This is a genomic window from Stenotrophomonas sp. YJH_SMC_122, from assembly GCF_059369535.1.
This window is the reverse complement of record NZ_JCAFST010000003.1, coordinates 225,762-243,144: the sequence shown is the minus strand read 5'-3', so window position 1 is coordinate 243,144 and position 17,383 is coordinate 225,762. Positions and strand designations below refer to the sequence as shown.

Genomic DNA, 17,383 nt, shown 5'->3' with positions numbered 1-17,383 from the left:
ATAGAATGTGCAGGCAGCAACATGTTCATGAGCCCGAAATGCTAGCAGACCCGACCCCCTCCCCGCTGGCCCGCCACTGGCGGCAGCGCGACCTGCAGGTGCTGTGGCACCCGTGCACGCAGATGCGTGAGCATCCGGACACCCTGCCGCTGGTGCCGATCGCCCGTGGCGAAGGCGCGTGGCTGATCGACCACGACGGCCACCGCTATCTGGACGCCGTCAGCAGCTGGTGGACCAACCTGTTCGGTCATGCCGAACCGCGCATCGGCGGTGCCATTGCCACCCAGGCCACGCAGCTGGAACAGGTGATGCTGGCCGGCTTCAGCCATGAGCCGGCCATCACGCTGGCCGAACGCCTGCTGGCATTGGCACCACGCCAGCCCGGCCGCGAGCCGCTGGCCAAGGTGTTCTACGCCGACAACGGCTCGGCCGGCGTGGAAGTGGCGCTGAAGATGGCCTTCCAGTATTTCCAGAACCGTGGGGAGCCGCGGCGCACGCGTTTCATTGCACTGGAAAACGGCTACCACGGCGAGACCCTGGGCGCGTTGGCGCTGGGTGACATCCCGCTGTATCGCCGCGTCTATGCGCCGCTGCTGGCCGAAGGGCTGTTCGCGCCGTCGCCCGATGCCTACCTGGCCGAACCCGGCCAGAGCGCGGCCGACCGCGCGCGGCAGGCTGCCGACGGCCTGGCCACGCTGTTCGACCAGCATCCGGGCGAGATCTGCGCGGTGATCCTGGAACCGCGCCTGCAGTGTGCCGGCGGCATGCGCATGCATGACCCGGTCTATCTGCAGCGCGTGCGCGAACTGTGCGATGCCCATGGCGCGTTCATGATCGCCGACGAGATCGCCACCGGCTTCGGCCGCACCGGCACCCTGTTCGCCTGCGAGCAGGCAGGGGTGATGCCGGACCTGATGTGCCTGTCCAAAGGCCTGACCGGCGGCTTCCTGCCACTGGCCGCCGTGCTGGCGACGCAGGCGCTGTATGACGCCTTCCTCGACGACTCGCGCGAGCGCGCCTTCCTGCATTCGCACAGTTACACCGGCAATCCGCTGGCCTGCGCGGCGGCACTGGCGACGCTGGACATCTTCCGCGACGACGATGTGATTGCGCGCAACCGGGGCATCGCCTCGGTGATGGGCACGCTGGCGGCACCGTTTGCCGACCATCCACACGTGGCCGACGTGCGCCAGGCCGGCATGGTGGTGGCCTTCGAGCTGTCGCGCGACGGCAACAGGCGCACGCCGTTCGACCCGGGCCTGCGGCTGGGCCTGCACGCCTACAAGGCCGCCCTCAAGCGCGGCGTGGTGCTGCGCCCGCTGGGCGACGTGCTGTACTGGATGCCACCCTACTGCGTGGATGACGAACAACTGGAGCTGCTGGCACACACCACGCTGGCGGCCATCGACGAGGCGATTGCATGCGCGTGACCCGCTGCCCCATCGACCTGGCGCTGCACAGCGGCCAGACCGTGACCCTGCCGGAAGAGACGGCCAACCACCTGGTGCGGGTGATGCGCCTGCGCGAGGGAGACACCTGCGTGCTGTTCAACGGCGACGGCCATGACTACAGCGCGACGCTGACCGTGGCCGGCAAGCGCGAGGTGCAGGTGCGCATCGACGCCATGCAGGCCATTGACAATGAATCACCGCTGGCGATCACCCTGCTGCAGGGCATCGCCCGTGGCGAGAAGATGGACCTGATCCTGCAGAAGGCCACCGAACTGGGCGTGGCGGCGATCATTCCGGTCAACGCCGAGCGCACCGAGGTGAAACTCGATCCAGCACGGGCCGAGAAGCGCGTGGCGCACTGGAACAACGTGGTGACCTCGGCCTGCGGCCAGTCCGGGCGCGCGCGCATTCCGCCGGTAGGATCCCCGCTGTCGCTGGCACAGGCTGCGGCGGCGCTGCCAGCCGATTCGCTGCGGCTGACCCTGGATCCGCAGGGAGCACATCGCCTGTCGACGCTGGGAGCCGCTCCCGCTGGCGGTATCGTGATTGCAATCGGCCCGGAAGGGGGCTGGTCGCCGCGCGACCGCGACCAGCTGGCAGCGGCAGGGTTCCAGGGACTGCAGCTGGGCCCGCGGATCCTGCGCACGGAAACGGCCGGGCTGGCCGCTGTCGCGGCGTTGCAGGCGCGGTTGGGCGACCTGGGGTAAGGCTGCTTCGTGGTAGTGCCGGCCGCTGGCCGGCATCCACGGGATCATGGGGTTGCCGGCCAGCGGCCGGCACTACCGGGATCCGACCGGCGGAATCGCGATCAAGCCGCCAGCGAATCCAGCGCCGCTTCCAACGCGTCCAGGTTCGGCAGCAGCGCACTCTGCTCACCCAGCAGCACGCGCATGTGCACGGTCTGCGGCAGGGTTTCTTCGGAGGCGTCGGCCAGCAGGCCATCGCGTGGCACCGAGATCAGCTGCGGGAAGTTCTGCGTCAGCAGCGCGTAGTACGGGCGCTGCGCGTTGCCGCTGAGGGACTTCAGCACCACCACCTTGTTGTGGCCGGCCACCGTCTCTTCGCCCAGCCCCGAAAGGCGTGCGAACGACACCAGCGGCACCTGCCAGCCGTGCCAGCCGATCTCGCCAACCAGCCAGCGCGGCGCATCGGAGACCGGCTGCACCGGCACGCGCGACATCATTTCGGCCACGGTGGCATTGGGCAGCAGTACGCGCTCGTTGCCGGCCTGGATCAGGACGCCGCGGATTTCGTCATTGCTGGCGTAGCTCATGGTGCCTCTCCGTTGTCGTCCTGCTCACCCCAGCGCGCGGCAATTGCCTGCGCCAGTTCCTGCGGTTCACCGGCCACCATGCCGGCAGCCACCACGGCGGTGGCCGCCGCCGGGTCATAGCAGCCCTCGCCCACCTGCCCGGCCACCCACGCACCGGCGGCCGCCAGGTCCAGCGCCGGGCCTACGTGGGCCAGGTCGGCACCGCTGAGCAGCACCAGCGCGGTGTGTTCGGCCGGCAGCGAAGCGAGCGAAATACCATTGGCATCGCTCTGGAAATGCAGGCCATCGCTGGCCGCGCGCACGCCGATATCATCGGCCAGCACGTGCACCTCGCCCGGCACCGCGTGCTGGCCGGCCTCGGCCAGCTGCACCGGCAACGGCGAAACACGGGACATCTGCTTGACCAGGTTGCCGTAGCGGCCACCATCCAGACGCATGTGCACCAGGACCGGCACGCTCAACGACGCGGGCAGTGCGCCGAGCAGGCGACGCAACGCATCCGGGCCACCGATGCCGGCCAGCACCAGCAGCGATGCGGCACGCGCACCGGCCGGGGCGGCGGCATCCAGATCGACCAGGCTCAAATGATCGGTATCGAACGAGGGCTGCGGCGCGACGACCGACGCCACGGCTTCTGCCGATACTGGTGCTTCGATCGATTCTTCGACCAGCGACCAGGCGGTGTGATCGAAGGAGACCGGCGGTGTCCCGGGCGCCGCCGGTTCGGCCAGTGCCTGCGGCGCCGAAGGCGGATCGAGAGGCTCGGGCACGACCGGCTGCAGCGCCGCCAGGGCCTGCTCCAGCGCGATCGGTTCGTGCAGGTCTGCCGGTGGCGAATACAGGCCGTCGGCCGGAACGTCATCGGCCCAGCTCAGCGCCTGTTCCAGATGCGGCCGCAGGGCTTCTTCCTGCGGCGCCGGCGCGGGCGCCGGATGGCCAGGCTCCAACTGCAGGCTGGGCTCTTCTTCGGCGCCCGGCGGCAACACCTGCTGGTGGCCGTGCAGCTTGGCGGCCAGGTGGCGCCCCCAACGTTGCGCCTCCCAGCCGTCGCGGCGGGCGGCCAGCTCAGCCTCATCGAACACCAGGGTCAGCCCCGGTGCCGAGAGCACGGCTTCCAACCGTTCCAGTGCGTCCTCGATGGCCGCTTCCAGCGCGATCACCACGAACTGCGGATCCGCGGCCTGCAGGGCCTGCGGCTCCAGGCCGTTCGGATCATCTTCCAGGACCAGTTGTACATCGGCATGCGCCAGCGCCTCGCGCAGGCGTTCACGCGCCGCACCGGGGCGGGCCAGCAGGGCGACGGCCGGGGCCGGATGGGTTTCACTCACGGACACGGGCGATCCCCAGCAGGTCGTACACGTTACGCATCAGGTCCAGTTCCTGGTACGGCTTGCCCAGATAACGCTGGACACCGATCTCGAAGGCACGCTGGCGGTGCTTGTCGCCGCTGCGCGAGGTGATCATCACGATCGGCACATCCCTGTAGCGAGGATCGGCACGCATCACGGTGGCCAGCTCGTAGCCGTCCATGCGCGGCATCTCGATGTCCAGCAACATCAGGTCCGGCACGCGCTCTTCCAACCGCTCCAGTGCTTCCACGCCATCGCGGGCGACACTGACTTCGAAGTTGTGGCGTTCGAGGATGCGGCCGGTCACCTTGCGCATGGTCAGCGAGTCATCGACCACCATCACCAGCGGCACCTGGCGTTCGTCGCGCGGCGCATTGGCCAGCACCGGTGCGGTCGGATTGGCCAGGAAGCGGCGCACCAGCGGCGCGACGTCCAGGATCACCACCACGCGGCCATCGCCGGTGATGGTGGCACCGTAGATGCCCGGTACCGATGCGATCTGCAGGCCGACCGGCTTGACCACGATTTCGCGGTTGCCCAGCACCTGGTCGATCGCCACGGCTGCACGCAGGTCACCGGCACGCACCAGCAGCAGCGGCACCTGGTCCTGGCCATCGGCACGCGCCGGAGCCTGCCCGACCAGGCTGCCGAGGTCATACAACGGATAGTCTTCGCCGCTGTAGCGGTAGCTGCTGTCGGCGGCCTCGAAACGTTCGCGCGACAGGCGGCCGATACCGCTGACCGAGGCCACCGGCACGGCGAAGGTGGTCTCGCCGATCTGCACGAACACCGCTTGGGTGACGGCCAGCGTCTGCGGCAGGCGCAGGGTGAAGCGCACGCCTTGGCCGCGCACCGACTGGATGTCGACCGAGCCGCCCAGCTGGCGCACTTCGTTGCGCACGACGTCCATGCCCACGCCACGACCGGCCAGCTGGCTGACCTGGTCGGCGGTGGAGAAACCGGAGGCGAAGATCAGGTTGTCCAGTTCCTGCTCGCTGGGCTGCGCATCGGCGGCCAACAGGCCACGGTCGATGGCGCGGCGGCGGATCGCTTCGCGATCGAGGCCGGCACCGTCATCGGCCACTTCCAGCACGATTTCCGAGCCTTCACGGTGCAGGCGGATGGCGACTTCGCCCTCTTCCGGCTTGCCGGCGGCGCGACGCTGTTCCGGCGCTTCCAGGCCGTGGGCCACGGAGTTGCGCAGCATGTGTTCGAGCGGCGCGACCATGCGATCGAGGACATTGCGGTCCAGTTCGCCGTGGGTGCCCTCCAGGGTCAGGTGCACCTGCTTGCCGGTATCCATGCCGGACTGGCGGACCACGCGGCGCAGGCGCGGCACCAGGCCATCGAACGGCACCATGCGCGCGCGCATCAGGCCGTCCTGCAGCTCGGAGCTGACGCGCGACTGCTGTTGCAGCAGCGAATCGTACTGGCGTGACAGATCGTCGAGCACGCCCTGCAGGCCCCCGAGATCGGCCGCCGATTCGTTCAGCGCACGGCTGAGCTGTTGCAGCGTGGAGAAGCGGTCCAGTTCCAGCGGATCGAACTTCTGATCGGCCTGGTCCTGCTCACGCTGGTAGCGGGCGACGATCTGCGCTTCGGTTTCCAGGTCGAGCCGGCGCAGCTGGTCGCGCAGACGCGCGTTGGTGCGCTCCAGTTCGCCCATCGCGCCTCGGAAGGCACCGAGCTGCTGCTCCAGGCGCGAGCGGTAGATCGCCACCTCACCGGCATGGTTGACCAGGCGGTCGAGCAGATCCGCGCGCACGCGCACCTGTTCCTGCTGCGGGCGTGCCAGCGGATCTTCATCGACCACGCCTTCGGCCGGCAGCGGTGCCGACAACGGCGCATCAAGCAGCGGCGGTGCCGGGCTGGCAACCGGTGCCGAAGTGGCTTCTGCGACGCTCGCCACGTTGGCTGCGGCTGCAGCAGCCGCCGCAGCGATATCGGTGGTGGTACGCACTTCGAACGCGTCGACCAGGTCCTGCGCCGGTTCCACCACGCGGTGGTTGCCGGTGCGGGTGAGCAGCTGGTGCAGGCGATCGAATCCGCGCTCCAGCAACTGCACATCGCGGCGTTCGATCTCGGTGCGACCAGCGGCGACGGCTTCCAGCAACGATTCGATGCTGTGGCCAAGATCGCCGATGGCGTTGATGCCGGCCATGCGTGCGCCACCCTTCAGGGTATGCAGGTCACGCTGCAGGCCGGCCAGCACCTCGCGGTCCTGCGGCGCATCGCGCAGCTCGCTGATCAGGCCATCGCAGTGGTCGAGCAGGTCCTTGCCTTCCTCGACGAAGATGTCGACCAGCTCGCGATCGTAGACGCTGAAGTCGAGCGTATCAGCGCTGTCTTCCGGCGCCGGGATGTCAAGGACGTCGGGTGCCACGACATCAGCCACGTCGGCGCCAGGCGCGCCAACGGCCGGGGCATCCGACACGGTATCGGTATCGGCACCTTCGGCGTGGACTTGCACCTGGCCCGGCGCGTCTTCCAGTTCGAAGAACCGCACCGGCCCGGCGGTGGCCGGCGCCGCGGCCTCCGCGATCACCTCATTCACCGTCGCCGGGGACGGCTGATCGGCGCTCTCTCCTTCACCGATCGCCGCCTCCCCGCCGACGTCCGCATCCTCGGCAAAGGCTTCCGCCTCGCCCGGCGCGAGTTCGCTGGCCTGCAGGCCGAGCACGGACCATTGCCCGTCGTCGGCCAGGGGCTGCTCTTCGTCGATCACGTGCAGGCCGGCCTCGAGCGCGGCGTCCAGCGAGACCGGTTCTGCAAACCCCGGCGCAGCCATTTCATCCTGCAGGCTCGACAGCTCGCTGTCGAGTGGCAGTGCAGCAGGCGTCTCGAATGCCTCAGCGTCTGCGACGTGCACGTGATCGAACGAGGACGCATTCAGGTCAGATGCGACGGTTTCGACAGCATCAGGAATCTCTTCGGCATCGCGGTCGTCGACCGGCAGCGCACTGGCATCCAGGTACGGCGACAGATCGTCCACGACGGTCAAACCGGCATCGTCGGACAACAGCGGCGCGCTTTCGGCCTCCGCCTCGACACCGTCTACCTCAACGCCCGGAGCATCGTCGGCCACCCGGATCGATTCGACCACCGGTAGCGACGCCGCTCCCTCACCCGGTACCGACGGCCATCCGGCATCGAAGTAGCGCGAAAGATCGTCGCTGGCGGTCAGCTCACCGACCTCCAGCCCGCCCTCGCCCTCGATCGCCGCATCCTCGACCGGGGCTTCGGCGGCATCGACAACTGCCTGTGGTTCCTGCTCCGGCACGACGAACGAAGGCGGTACCGCATCGGTTTCAGGCGCGACGGCTGCGAAGGCGTCCGCATCCCGTTCCGCCGCCGGTTCGTCATCCAGCGCCAGCTCGGCTTCGTCGTCCTCCAGGCCCACCATCGGCCAGCGCGCTTCCGGCAACTCGCTGGCCAGCGCCTGCAGGCGCTGTGCCAGTACCTGTAGCGGTGCGATGCGCGGCTGTTCGGCCTGCAGCGCTTCCATGGTGGCGGTGATCGCCTGCGCGGTCGCATCCAGCGCGGCCACGCCTTCATCACCCGGCACCACCTCGGCGGCCAGTGCACGCTTGATGTAGGACTCGGCACCGCCGGTTACAGCCGTGATCTCGGGCACTTCGGTCATCGCGAAGGCGCCGTTCATGGTGTGCACTGCGCGCAGGAGGGCGTCGCTGACCGGCTGCGGTGCCTGCTGCGCCGAACGCAGCCAGTCCTGCAGGGTGGCCTGGTGGACTTCCACCTCGGCCTCGAGAATCTCGCGCAGCACGCTGTCGATGTTGGCCGGCGTGCCGGTGGCTTCGGCCTCCTCGGCGGTATCGGCCAGCGCCGAAGCGACCATCTCCGCGTCGAGAATGCGGCTGATCTCGTCTTCGCCTTCGGCTTCGGCCACCGGTGCAACCGGTGCAGTGGCACCAGGCAGGGGTACGTAGTAGGTTTCCTCGCCTGCACCGACACGATCGGCGATGGCCTGCATGGCCTGCAGGTCGACGCTGATGCGCTGGCCATGGCGCAGCGCCGCGTTCAGCTGGGGCAGCGCCGCATGCGCGTTGTCGACCATCGCCAGCACGGCGGGGGACGCGGCGCGGCTGCCATCCAGCACGCGGTTGAGCATGCCTTCGATCTTCCACGCGAACTCACCCAAGGTGCGTGCGCCGACCAGGCGGCCGCTACCCTTGAGGGTATGGAAGATGCGGCGGATCGGGCGCAGCCGGTCCATGTTGTCCGGCTGCATCCGCCATGCCGGCAGTAGCGTGCCGAGATTGGCCAGCTCATCATCGAACTCTTCCAGGAACACCTCGCGGATGTCCTCGTCGATGTTCTCGGCATCGTCGTCAAAGCCGGCGTCGAAGCCCGCATTGGTGTCGGCGTCGGTCCCGGCAACGGCCGAATCCACTGCCTCCGGCGCTGCCGCAGCGGCCATCGCCTGTGGATTGAAGCCGGCAGCGGCCGCACTCAGCTCGGCGAAGAACTGGGCATCGGCTTCGCTGAAATCGATCGGCGCGATGGTGTCGATATCGATCACCGACACGGCCGGAGCGGAGGTTTCCGCTGCCGGGATGAGCGCTTCGATCGACGGCGACGTGATCGACGGTACCGGCAGCTCATCCGGCGCCTGATCCACCTCGACCAGCGCGCCGGGCGATGCATCGGCCAGCGGCGGCGCCACGGCATCGACGATCTCCAGCGACGGCTGCAAGCGGGCATCATCATCCAGCGACAGCGTTTCCATTGCATGCAGCGACAGCACGTCGTCAGCGTTGTCCAGCGCGTCGGCATCGAAGCGGAACACCACGTCGTCGGCGACGGCAGCCGCATCCTGTTCGGCTGCCACCGGGTCGAACACCGGTGCAGCATCGAAAGCGGTCCCGGATGAAGCCACCGCGTCCGTCGTCTCACTGATCGACGGCGCTGCGGTCTCCTCAAGCATCTGCGGCGCCTCGGACAGCGACCACTGCGGTGCACCGGAGTGATCACCGTCGGCCAGTTCGAAGCTGACCGGATCGAAACTGGCGAAGGTCGGGCTGCGCTCGTCATCGGCAGGCGCGATGGCGTCGGCCTCCGGATGGAACGGCGCCAGCTCCCACTGTGGGACATCCGGGGCAGGTGCGCTGGACGCCGCGAAGACCAGCGATGCCTCCGCATCGTCGTGCGTCGGCAACGGCGAAGCATCGGTATCAGCCGTGCTGGCGGCCACGGCTGCCACGGTGCCCAGTGCGCCGAACATCAGGCGGTTGTCGGACACCATCGGCGCCGGCGAGGCCGGCGGCGGATCGAAGGTGAAGTCCGGCAGTGGCACCGGCACGTCGCCGGCAGTGGGCGCCGCAGGCTGCACTGGAACCTCGATGCGCTCCGGCTGCAGCGGCTCAGCCTGCAACGCAACCGGCTCACGTTCGACCGGCAGCAGTGCCGGCGCTTCCGGCGCGACGGCATTGTGCTCCGGCAGCGGCCAGTAGCGCAGAGCCTCGAGGCTGCTGCGGGTGATTTCGAGGATGTCCTCGCGGCCCGGGCGGCGGTCGCGCAGCGCTTCCAGGTAGTACTCCAGGCTGGCCATGGCATCGGCCAGGGTGTCCAGCTGGCGGCCGCTGGGCACGCGCTGGCGGCCGATCAGTTCGGCCTCGATGTACTGCTGCACGCCACGCAGGTAATCGGCGGCGGTACCCAGGTCGAGCATGCGCAGCGCGCCGGACACATCGCCCAGCAGGCGTGGCACATCCTGCAGCTCGGCATGGTTCCAGCTGGTTTCGATGAAGGCGACGAAATGCTCGCGGGCAGCGGCGAAGTTGGCGATGGCTTCGTGCGCCAGCACCTCCACCGTGCGCCGGTTCTCGACCGCGCTCGGGTCGTCCTCGCCACTGCCGCCGGCGCCCAGATGGGCAACCTGGTCGTCCAGCGAGGCATCGACGTACAACAATGCACCGGCAATATCCAGCAGCAGGTTCTCGTCGATCTGCTGGCGACCTTCGACCACGCCGCGCAGCGCATCGCGCTGCTGCACGACCACGCCGCGGGCCACGCCCAGGCCCATCATGCCCAGCGTATCGGCCACGGCGCCAAGCTCGTTGGCCTGGGTCTGCAGCTGTTCCGGCGCACCGCCGGTACGCAGGTGCAGGTCCAGCGCATCCTTGATGCGCAGCAGCTCTTCCTTCACCGCGCTGCCGACCGTGTCGAGCAGTTCGCGATTGCGCCCGCTCAGGCTGCCACGGGCATGGTCCAGCTCGGCCTCGGTGGCGGTGACGCTGTCCGGCGCAAAGGCCAGCAGCACACTGTCAGTGACGCCTTCTTCGCCGCGCGACGCACGGATCTCGTTGAGCAGCGGCATCAGCACGATCGGAATGTCGCGATGGCCGTTCTGCAGGCGTTCCAGGTAGTCGGGCAGCAGCACGCTGCCACGCATCAGGGTCGCGCAGGCTTCATCGCGGTCGGCCACGCGGCCGGCGCCGATGGCATTGGCCAGCTGCTCCAGTTCTTCGGCCACCATCGCCGGGGCATACAGCTCGACCATGCGCAGGGTGCCCTGCACCTGGTGCAGGTAGCCGGCGCAGATGCGCATGCGGCTGGCGTCGGTCGGGTCTTCCGCGTAGTACTCGACTTCGTTGCGCACCTGGCGCAGGGTCTCGTCCAGCTCGGGCTTGACCCAGCCCAGCGCTGCGTGGCTCATCGCATCGCGCAGACTGCTCATGGACGCGCTCCGTTCGCCGCCGCGCGGAAGCCGCGCGAGTTCTGGCGTGGGGAATGGAAATGCTTCATCGACTGGTTCCTTGCTCGCCGCCCTGCCCGCGTCACGCCGGCAGCTTGAAGTCGGCGACCGAACGGCGCAGGTCCGCCGCCAGCTGCGCGAGGTGGCCGATCGACTCTGCGGTCTGTCCGGCACCCTGCGAGGTCTGGCCGGTGATCTGCCGGATCACGCCCATGGTGCGGGTGATGTCCGAGGCGGCGGCCGACTGCTGCTGGGCGGCGATGGAGATGTTCTTGATGAGGGTGTTCAGTGCATTGGACACGCGCTCGATCTCGGTCAGCGCGGTGCCGGCATCCTCGGCCAGGCGTGCACCGGACACCACTTCGGCGGTGGTCTGCTCCATCGAGGTGACCGCTTCGTTGGTGTCGGCCTGAATGGCCTGGACCAGGTTTTCGATGCGTCGGGTCGCACCCGAGGTGCGTTCTGCCAGGCGCTGCACTTCGTCGGCCACGACCGCGAAACCGCGGCCCGCTTCACCGGCCGACGCGGCCTGCACCGCCGCGTTCAACGCCAGGATGTTGGTCTGCTCGGAAATGTCGTTGATCAGTTCCACGATCGAGCCGATTTCCTGCGACGACTCGCCCAGGCGCTTGATGCGCTTGGAGGTTTCCTGGATCTGGTCACGGATCTGGTCCATGCCCTGGATGGTCTCGCGCACCACGCCGGCACCTTCGGCAGCGATCACCACCGAGCGCTGTGCCACGTCGGCCGACTCGGCCGAGTTGCGCGACACCTGCTCGATGCTCGCCGCGATCTCTCCGATGCGGTCCGAAGCCGAGGTGATCTGGTTGGCCTGGTGCCCCGCGGCCTCTGCCAGCTGCATGGCGGTGGCCTGCGTTTCCTGGGTGGACATCGCGACCTTGGCCGAGGTGTCATTGATGGTGGTCACCAGGTGGCGCAGCTCGTCGACCGCGTAGTTGATCGCGTCGGCGATCGCGCCGGTCATGTCCTCGGTCACCGAGGCCTTCACCGTCAGGTCGCCCTCGCCGAGCGAGGAGATTTCGTCCAGCAGCCGCATGATCGCCTGCTGGTTGCGGCTGTTGAATTCCACCTGGGTCTGGTAGCGCAGTTCCTGCTCGCGCGAGCGGCTGCGCACGTTGGTGGAGACGAAGCCGATGATCGCGATCAGCGAAAGCGCACCGGACACCACGCCGATCCAGAAGTTCGGGAACAGGCGGGTGTCGGATACCGAGCCGAACGAGGAGAACGCATCGAACAACTTGCGGCTGTCATCCAGCATGTGGGCCGAACCCTGGCCCAGCGCGGTGGCAGCGGACTGCGCCGCGAACAGCTGGCGCGAGCTGGCCAGGATCGCGTCGGCGTCCTGCTTCATCGCTTCCCACTTCTGCTGCGACTGTTCCAACGCGGCCACGGCGGCGGCACCGCGCACGGCGGTGATGCCCAGTTCCTCGTTGCCGTTGCGCAGGCCGTCGAGCACCTGCGAGAACACGGTGATGTCGCGTGCCAGCGCATCGCCGGAGGTCGCCGCGGCGCTGCCACCGGCACGCATTTCGGTCACGCGGCGGGCCATCGAACCGGCCACCACGACCTGCTGCAGCGCGCTGTACACCTGCGACGACGGCGCGCCGGAAGCGGACATCGCACGCACCAGCTCGTTCAGCTGGGCCTGCAGGCCCGGCACCGCGCCGGTGAAGTTGTTCGCGTTGCCGGCCAGCGCCAGCACGGCCGGTTCGCTGGCCACCAGCTGCCCGGCCTGCTTGCCCAGCGGCGCCCAGGTCTCGCCCAGGGTGGCGATGGCACCGGCGACGCCCGGCTCCTTGCCGTAGCGTCCCTGCAGGGTCGACACGTTCTGCTCGATCGCGTTGCGGGTGGCCTTGAAGGCGGTGAAGGCCTGGGCGTTGCCGCCGACCGCGTCACGTCCCTGGTTGGCCAGCTGCTGCGACAGCACCTGCAGGTCGGCGGCCTTGGAGCCGGCGTCGGCAAGGCGGCTGCCCTGCCAGGTGGCGACGCCGGTATTGACGCCGAACAGGATCATCGATGCCAGCAGCAGGAACAGCCACAGGTTGCTGCCGCCCAGCCGCAGCTTGCCGGTCTTGGTGGCGTCCGAAGCAGTACTCATCGTTCAACCTCGATCTTCAATGCAGGGGGCGATGCCCGGCCTCAGGCCGCGGCTTGCCGGAATTCAGGGGTGCGCGACAGCAGCGAGAGCGAGAACACGCCCCAGTCGTGGCCGTCGGCATGGAAGGCACGGTCAACGAAATGGCCGTAGCGACCTTCGGCCAGCGTGCCCGCTTCGATCTGCTGGTCCAGCTCGAAGCTGCGCTGGCCGAACAGTTCATCGATGGTCAGTGCGACGTCGCCGCCGGCCTGGCGCATGATCAGCACGCGCTGGCCTTCCTGCTGCACGGTGCGCGTGCCTTCCAGGAAGTACTTCAGGTCGACCACCGGGAACAGGTTGCCGCGCAGGTTGCCCACGCCCAGTAGCCAGGGCTGCGCGCAGGGTACCGGGGTCACCGGCGGCATCGGCACGATTTCCACCACTTCACGGAAATCGGACACCAGCCGGCGCTGGCCGACGCGGTAACCCACGCCACGCCACAGGTCCTGAGCAAACTGCTTTCCGGGCAGCTGCACCGCATGGGCCAGGCTGCGCCGTTCATAGGCTTCAAGGATGTCGAAGGGCGAGCGCATCAGGCCACCAGTTCGTTGATCCGCGCGATCAGTTCATCCTCGCGCGGCGGCTTGACGATGTAATCGGCGGCGCCCTGGCGCAGGCCCCAGGCCTTGTCGGTTTCCATCGCCTTGGTGCTGACGATGATCACCGGGATGTGCTTGATCGCCGCATCACGGGCCATCGCACGGGTCGCCTGGAAGCCGCTCATGCCAGGCAGGACCACGTCCATCAGCACCAGCTGCGGCACCTGGTCGCGGACCAGCTGCAGGCCATCCTCGGCATTGTCCGCTTCCAGCACTTCGTGGCCGGCACGGCGCAGCCACTGGGTGAACACCGCGCGGTCGGTCGGTGAATCCTCGATCAGGACGATACGAGCCATTGTGCCTTTCCCCCCTGGTCAGGCGTTGACGTATGTGCGGATGGCACCCAGCAGTTCTTCACGCGTAAAAGGCTTCGTCAGGTACTGCTCCGAGCCGACGATGCGTCCCCGCGCCTTGTCGAACAGGCCATCCTTGGACGACAGCATGATGACCGGGGTCGCCTTGAACAGCTGGTTGCCCTTGATCAGCGCGCAGGTCTGGTACCCGTCCAGGCGCGGCATCATGATGTCGACGAAGATGATCTGCGGTTGCTGGTCTGCGATCTTGGCAAGCGCTTCGAAGCCGTCGGTGGCGGTGACCACCTCGCAGCCTTCGCGCTTGAGCAGCGTTTCCGCAGTCCTGCGGATGGTCTTCGAATCATCGATGACCATCACCCGGAGTCCTGCGAGTTCCCCGCCCGCAGTCGTGTTTTCAGTCATTGCCTATCCCCAAGCGCACGGCCCGATCTCTGGCGGGGGCCGCTGCGAAAGCGTATCTATATCGCACTTTCCGCGCCCGCTTCAAGGCCGCCCCACGGCGCGGGGCATGGCGCCCTCCTGAACGTGACGGGTTTCGCAATGGGTGCGCGACCGCCGGGCGGACGCTGCGTTGCAGTATGGCAGGGAGGCGCGCGGCCGGCGTTGCCGCTACCATCAACGCCTTGCCTGACAGGTGCGCCCATGCCGTTGAACGTCATCGTGGTGATGGACCCCATCGCCCACATCAAGATCGCCAAGGACACCACCTTCGCCATGCTGCTGGAAGCCCAGCGCCGCGGCCATGCCCTGCACTACGTGCGGCCGGGCGGACTGGCCCTGGAAGGTGGCGTGGCGGTGGCCCGGACCGCGCCACTGCAGGTGCGCGACGACCCGGCGGGCTGGTATGAGCTGGGTGAGTTCAGCCGTACCGAGTTCGGGCCCGGCCAGATCGTGCTGATGCGCAAGGACCCGCCGGTCGACGCCGAGTACATCTACGACACCCAGGTGCTGGACGTGGCCGCCGCTGCCGGTGCCTGCGTGGTCAACAACCCGCAGGGCCTGCGCGACTACAACGAGAAGCTGGCAGCCCTGCTGTTCCCGCAGTGCTGCCCGCCGACCCTGGTCAGCCGCGATGCCAAGGCGCTGAAGGCCTTCGCCCTCGAACACGGCCAAGCCGTGCTGAAGCCGCTGGACGGCATGGGCGGCCGCTCGATTTTCCGCAGCGGCCAGGGCGATCCGAACCTGAACGTGATCCTGGAGACCCTGACCGACGGCGGCCGCAAGCTGGCGCTGGCCCAGAAGTTCATTCCCGACATCACCGCCGGCGACAAGCGCATCCTGCTGGTCGACGGCGAACCGGTCGATTACTGCCTGGCGCGCATTCCCCAGGGTGACGAGTTCCGCGGCAACCTGGCGGCCGGCGGCCGTGGCGAAGGGCGCCCGCTGAGCGAGCGTGACCGCTGGATCACCGGCCAGGTTGGCCCGGAGATGAAGCGTCGTGGCATGCGCTTCGTCGGCCTGGACGTGATCGGCGATTACCTGACCGAGGTCAACGTGACCAGCCCGACCTGCGTGCGCGAGCTCGACGCGCAGTACGGCCTGAACATTGCCGGCACCCTGTTCGACGCGCTCGAGGCCGGCCTGCGCTGATGCCGTCCGCACCCGCCGTTCTGCCCCCGCCGCCACGCGAAGCGCAACGGCTGGGGGCCACCATCGCACTGTCGGTGCTGGTCCACGCCCTGCTGATCCTGGGCGTGGGCTTCGCCGTGAAAGGCGATGCTCCGCTGGTGCCGACGCTGGAAGTGATCTTCAGCCAGACGCGCACCGCACTGACGCCAAAGCAGGCTGATTTCCTTGCCGCCGCCAACCAGGAAGGCGGTGGCGAGCACGACCGCGCACAGCGTCCGCGCGACAACCAGGCCGGCATCGTGCCGCAGGCGCAATCCGGACTCAGCCCGGTTCCCCAGCAACAGCAATCGGCCGCGCCGGTTCCGCCGCCGCAGGCACGGGTGGTCAGCAGCCGCAATGGGGAGGACACCGTGGCGCAGGCGCAGTCCCGTCCAACGCCGGAACAGCCTGAGCCGGATGCGCCGCTGAGCGCGCGTGAGCAGCGCGATGTGGAGATGGCGCGACTGGCTGCCGAAGTGCATCTGCGCTCGGCGCAGTATGCCAAGCGCCCGAATCGCAAGTTCGTGTCGGCCAGCACGCGTGAATATGCCTATGCCAATTACCTGCGTGCCTGGGTCGACCGTGCCGAGCGCGTAGGCAACCTGAATTACCCGGACGAGGCCCGGCAGCGACGGCTCGGCGGCCAGGTGGTGATCAGCGTGGGCGTGCGCCGCGATGGCAGCGTGGAGAGCAGCCGCATCCTGCGTTCAAGCGGAACGCCGCTGCTGGATGAAGCGGCGCTGCGGGTGGTGAAGCTGGCGCAGCCATTCCCGCCGTTGCCAAAGACCGAGGACGAGATCGACATCCTGCAGGTCACCCGTACCTGGGTGTTCCTGCCGGGTGGCACCCTGCACGACGATCGGTAGGGTTCTGGTGCCCGGGCCTGCGGCCCGGGACCCGCTGAAAGGCTAGAGCAACGGCAACAGCGACAGCGACAGCGGCGGTTGGTGTACTGAAGCGTGGCGAGGCGGTGTCGGGCGGCGGGGACGCCGCAAGTACGTCCGTGCAAGCCGCGGCCAAGCCCCCATGGGTGAGGGCGCTTCGCTTGCGAAGCATTGCTTCGCAAGCGCCCGAACGCCCAGCCGCCAGCGGCTGGGCCGGACTGGGGGTTTACGGCGTCCCCCGCGAACCCACCCCGCCCGGCCAAGCGCGGCTTTTGGTTTATGCGATCAACCAACCCCGCCACGAGGGGCTCAGCCGTTGGCCTTCGCCTTCGCCTCGCGCGCGGCCTGCTGCTCGACCAGGGTCAGTGCCACGTTGTCGCGCAGGTACGCCGGCTCGACCTTCTCCGGTGCGATCGCCCCACCACGCGCGAACGCCGGCACCGCCAGTGCCAGCACGTCCGACGCCCGCGGCAATGCCGCAGCATCGAAACCGCGCAGGCCACTGCCCAACTGTGCCACCAGCGCGCCGTCGCCCGCGCCGAAACCGGTACCGACACCGTAGGCCGGCATTCCTTCCGGCAGCGTCACCACGGAGGGCGCGCAGACGCGCTCGGCATCTTGCGCGACCGGCAGGCCGTCCACGCGTTCGAAGCGCGCGACATACAGCTCGCCCATTCGTGCATCGATCGCCGACAGGATCTGCGTTTCTTCCGCCGGTGCCCGCAGCGCCAGCACCTGCAGCGTCGAAACCGGCAGCAGCGGGCGGTCCAACGCCAACGCGATGCCCTGGGCGATGGCGATCGCCAGGCGCACACCGGTGAACGCTCCCGGGCCGCGACTGAGCGCGATGCCATCGAGCTGGCGACGGCTGATGCCGGCTTCGGCCAGCAGCGCCTCGGCCCATGGCAGGCTCAGTTCGGCATGCCGGCGCGGGGCGATCTCGAAGCGTTCCAGCACCCGCCCATCGACATGCAGGGCAACGGAGCAGGCTTCGGTGGCGGTTTCAAAGGCAAGCAGTTTCATCAGATCAGG

Annotated in this window: 12 protein-coding genes; 4 read left to right on the top strand and 8 right to left on the bottom strand. The window is 68.4% G+C overall.

Features of this window, described 5'->3' with window-relative positions; translation table 11 throughout:
* Positions 1-38: 38 nt before the first annotated feature.
* Positions 39-1,430, top strand: a complete 1,392-nt coding sequence (gene bioA / locus AC5P66_RS06430) for an adenosylmethionine--8-amino-7-oxononanoate transaminase (protein WP_220075464.1) — start codon at positions 39-41, stop codon at positions 1,428-1,430.
* On the top strand, positions 1,421-2,158 hold the full coding sequence (locus AC5P66_RS06425) for a 16S rRNA (uracil(1498)-N(3))-methyltransferase (RefSeq protein ID WP_099495361.1): 738 nt from the start codon (positions 1,421-1,423) through the stop codon (positions 2,156-2,158). The genes bioA and AC5P66_RS06425 overlap by 10 nt, the downstream gene beginning before the upstream one ends.
* A gap of 101 nt (positions 2,159-2,259) precedes the next feature.
* Here AC5P66_RS06425 and AC5P66_RS06420 read toward each other — a convergent pair whose 3' ends face one another.
* The 7 genes from AC5P66_RS06420 to pilG form a co-directional block, all read right to left on the bottom strand.
* Positions 2,260-2,724 carry a chemotaxis protein CheW gene (locus AC5P66_RS06420; protein ID WP_005418442.1) on the bottom strand — a complete coding sequence of 155 codons (465 nt, stop codon included), beginning with the start codon at positions 2,722-2,724 and terminating at the stop codon, positions 2,260-2,262.
* Positions 2,721-4,058: a chemotaxis protein CheB gene (locus AC5P66_RS06415; RefSeq protein WP_099495360.1), complete on the bottom strand. Its 1,338-nt coding sequence runs from the start codon at positions 4,056-4,058 to the stop codon at positions 2,721-2,723. Before AC5P66_RS06415 ends, AC5P66_RS06420 begins: the two co-directional genes overlap by 4 nt.
* Complete coding sequence (locus AC5P66_RS06410) at positions 4,045-10,770, bottom strand: Hpt domain-containing protein (protein ID WP_263467909.1); 6,726 nt, start codon at positions 10,768-10,770, stop codon at positions 4,045-4,047. The genes AC5P66_RS06415 and AC5P66_RS06410 overlap by 14 nt, the downstream gene beginning before the upstream one ends.
* Positions 10,771-10,870: 100 nt before the next feature.
* Positions 10,871-12,907: a methyl-accepting chemotaxis protein gene (locus AC5P66_RS06405; protein ID WP_049415562.1), complete on the bottom strand. Its 2,037-nt coding sequence runs from the start codon at positions 12,905-12,907 to the stop codon at positions 10,871-10,873.
* 41 nt (positions 12,908-12,948) lie between these two features.
* A complete protein-coding gene (locus AC5P66_RS06400; protein ID WP_049415560.1) occupies positions 12,949-13,479 on the bottom strand; it encodes a chemotaxis protein CheW in 531 nt (176 codons plus the stop codon).
* Positions 13,479-13,841, bottom strand: a complete 363-nt coding sequence (locus tag AC5P66_RS06395) for a response regulator (RefSeq protein WP_005410717.1) — start codon at positions 13,839-13,841, stop codon at positions 13,479-13,481. The genes AC5P66_RS06400 and AC5P66_RS06395 overlap by 1 nt, the downstream gene beginning before the upstream one ends.
* An 18-nt stretch (positions 13,842-13,859) precedes the next feature.
* Positions 13,860-14,261 carry a twitching motility response regulator PilG gene (gene pilG / locus AC5P66_RS06390; RefSeq protein ID WP_005418455.1) on the bottom strand — a complete coding sequence of 134 codons (402 nt, stop codon included), beginning with the start codon at positions 14,259-14,261 and terminating at the stop codon, positions 13,860-13,862.
* A 240-nt stretch (positions 14,262-14,501) separates the two neighbouring features.
* On the opposite strand from pilG, the gene gshB reads away from it, so the two are divergent.
* The gene (gene gshB / locus AC5P66_RS06385; protein ID WP_134709577.1) at positions 14,502-15,449 is read left to right on the top strand and encodes a glutathione synthase; all 948 of its coding nucleotides are present in this window, start codon (positions 14,502-14,504) and stop codon (positions 15,447-15,449) included.
* On the top strand, positions 15,449-16,333 hold the full coding sequence (locus AC5P66_RS06380) for an energy transducer TonB (RefSeq protein ID WP_049415555.1): 885 nt from the start codon (positions 15,449-15,451) through the stop codon (positions 16,331-16,333). The genes gshB and AC5P66_RS06380 overlap by 1 nt, the downstream gene beginning before the upstream one ends.
* Before the next feature lie 327 nt (positions 16,334-16,660).
* Here AC5P66_RS06380 and tsaB read toward each other — a convergent pair whose 3' ends face one another.
* On the bottom strand, positions 16,661-17,374 hold the full coding sequence (tsaB, locus tag AC5P66_RS06375) for a tRNA (adenosine(37)-N6)-threonylcarbamoyltransferase complex dimerization subunit type 1 TsaB (protein ID WP_099494530.1): 714 nt from the start codon (positions 17,372-17,374) through the stop codon (positions 16,661-16,663).
* Between the last annotated feature and the right edge of the window lie 9 nt (positions 17,375-17,383).

Coding starts and splice junctions, on each gene's coding strand:
- bioA (WP_220075464.1), top strand. CDS start 39: ATGCTAGCAGACCCGACCCCCTCCCCGCTGGCCCGCCACTGGCGGCAG.
- AC5P66_RS06425 (WP_099495361.1), top strand. CDS start 1,421: ATGCGCGTGACCCGCTGCCCCATCGACCTGGCGCTGCACAGCGGCCAG.
- AC5P66_RS06420 (WP_005418442.1), bottom strand. CDS start 2,724: ATGAGCTACGCCAGCAATGACGAAATCCGCGGCGTCCTGATCCAGGCC.
- AC5P66_RS06410 (WP_263467909.1), bottom strand. CDS start 10,770: ATGAGCAGTCTGCGCGATGCGATGAGCCACGCAGCGCTGGGCTGGGTC.
- AC5P66_RS06405 (WP_049415562.1), bottom strand. CDS start 12,907: ATGAGTACTGCTTCGGACGCCACCAAGACCGGCAAGCTGCGGCTGGGC.
- AC5P66_RS06400 (WP_049415560.1), bottom strand. CDS start 13,479: ATGCGCTCGCCCTTCGACATCCTTGAAGCCTATGAACGGCGCAGCCTG.
- AC5P66_RS06395 (WP_005410717.1), bottom strand. CDS start 13,841: ATGGCTCGTATCGTCCTGATCGAGGATTCACCGACCGACCGCGCGGTG.
- pilG (WP_005418455.1), bottom strand. CDS start 14,261: ATGACTGAAAACACGACTGCGGGCGGGGAACTCGCAGGACTCCGGGTG.
- gshB (WP_134709577.1), top strand. CDS start 14,502: ATGCCGTTGAACGTCATCGTGGTGATGGACCCCATCGCCCACATCAAG.
- AC5P66_RS06380 (WP_049415555.1), top strand. CDS start 15,449: ATGCCGTCCGCACCCGCCGTTCTGCCCCCGCCGCCACGCGAAGCGCAA.
- tsaB (WP_099494530.1), bottom strand. CDS start 17,374: ATGAAACTGCTTGCCTTTGAAACCGCCACCGAAGCCTGCTCCGTTGCC.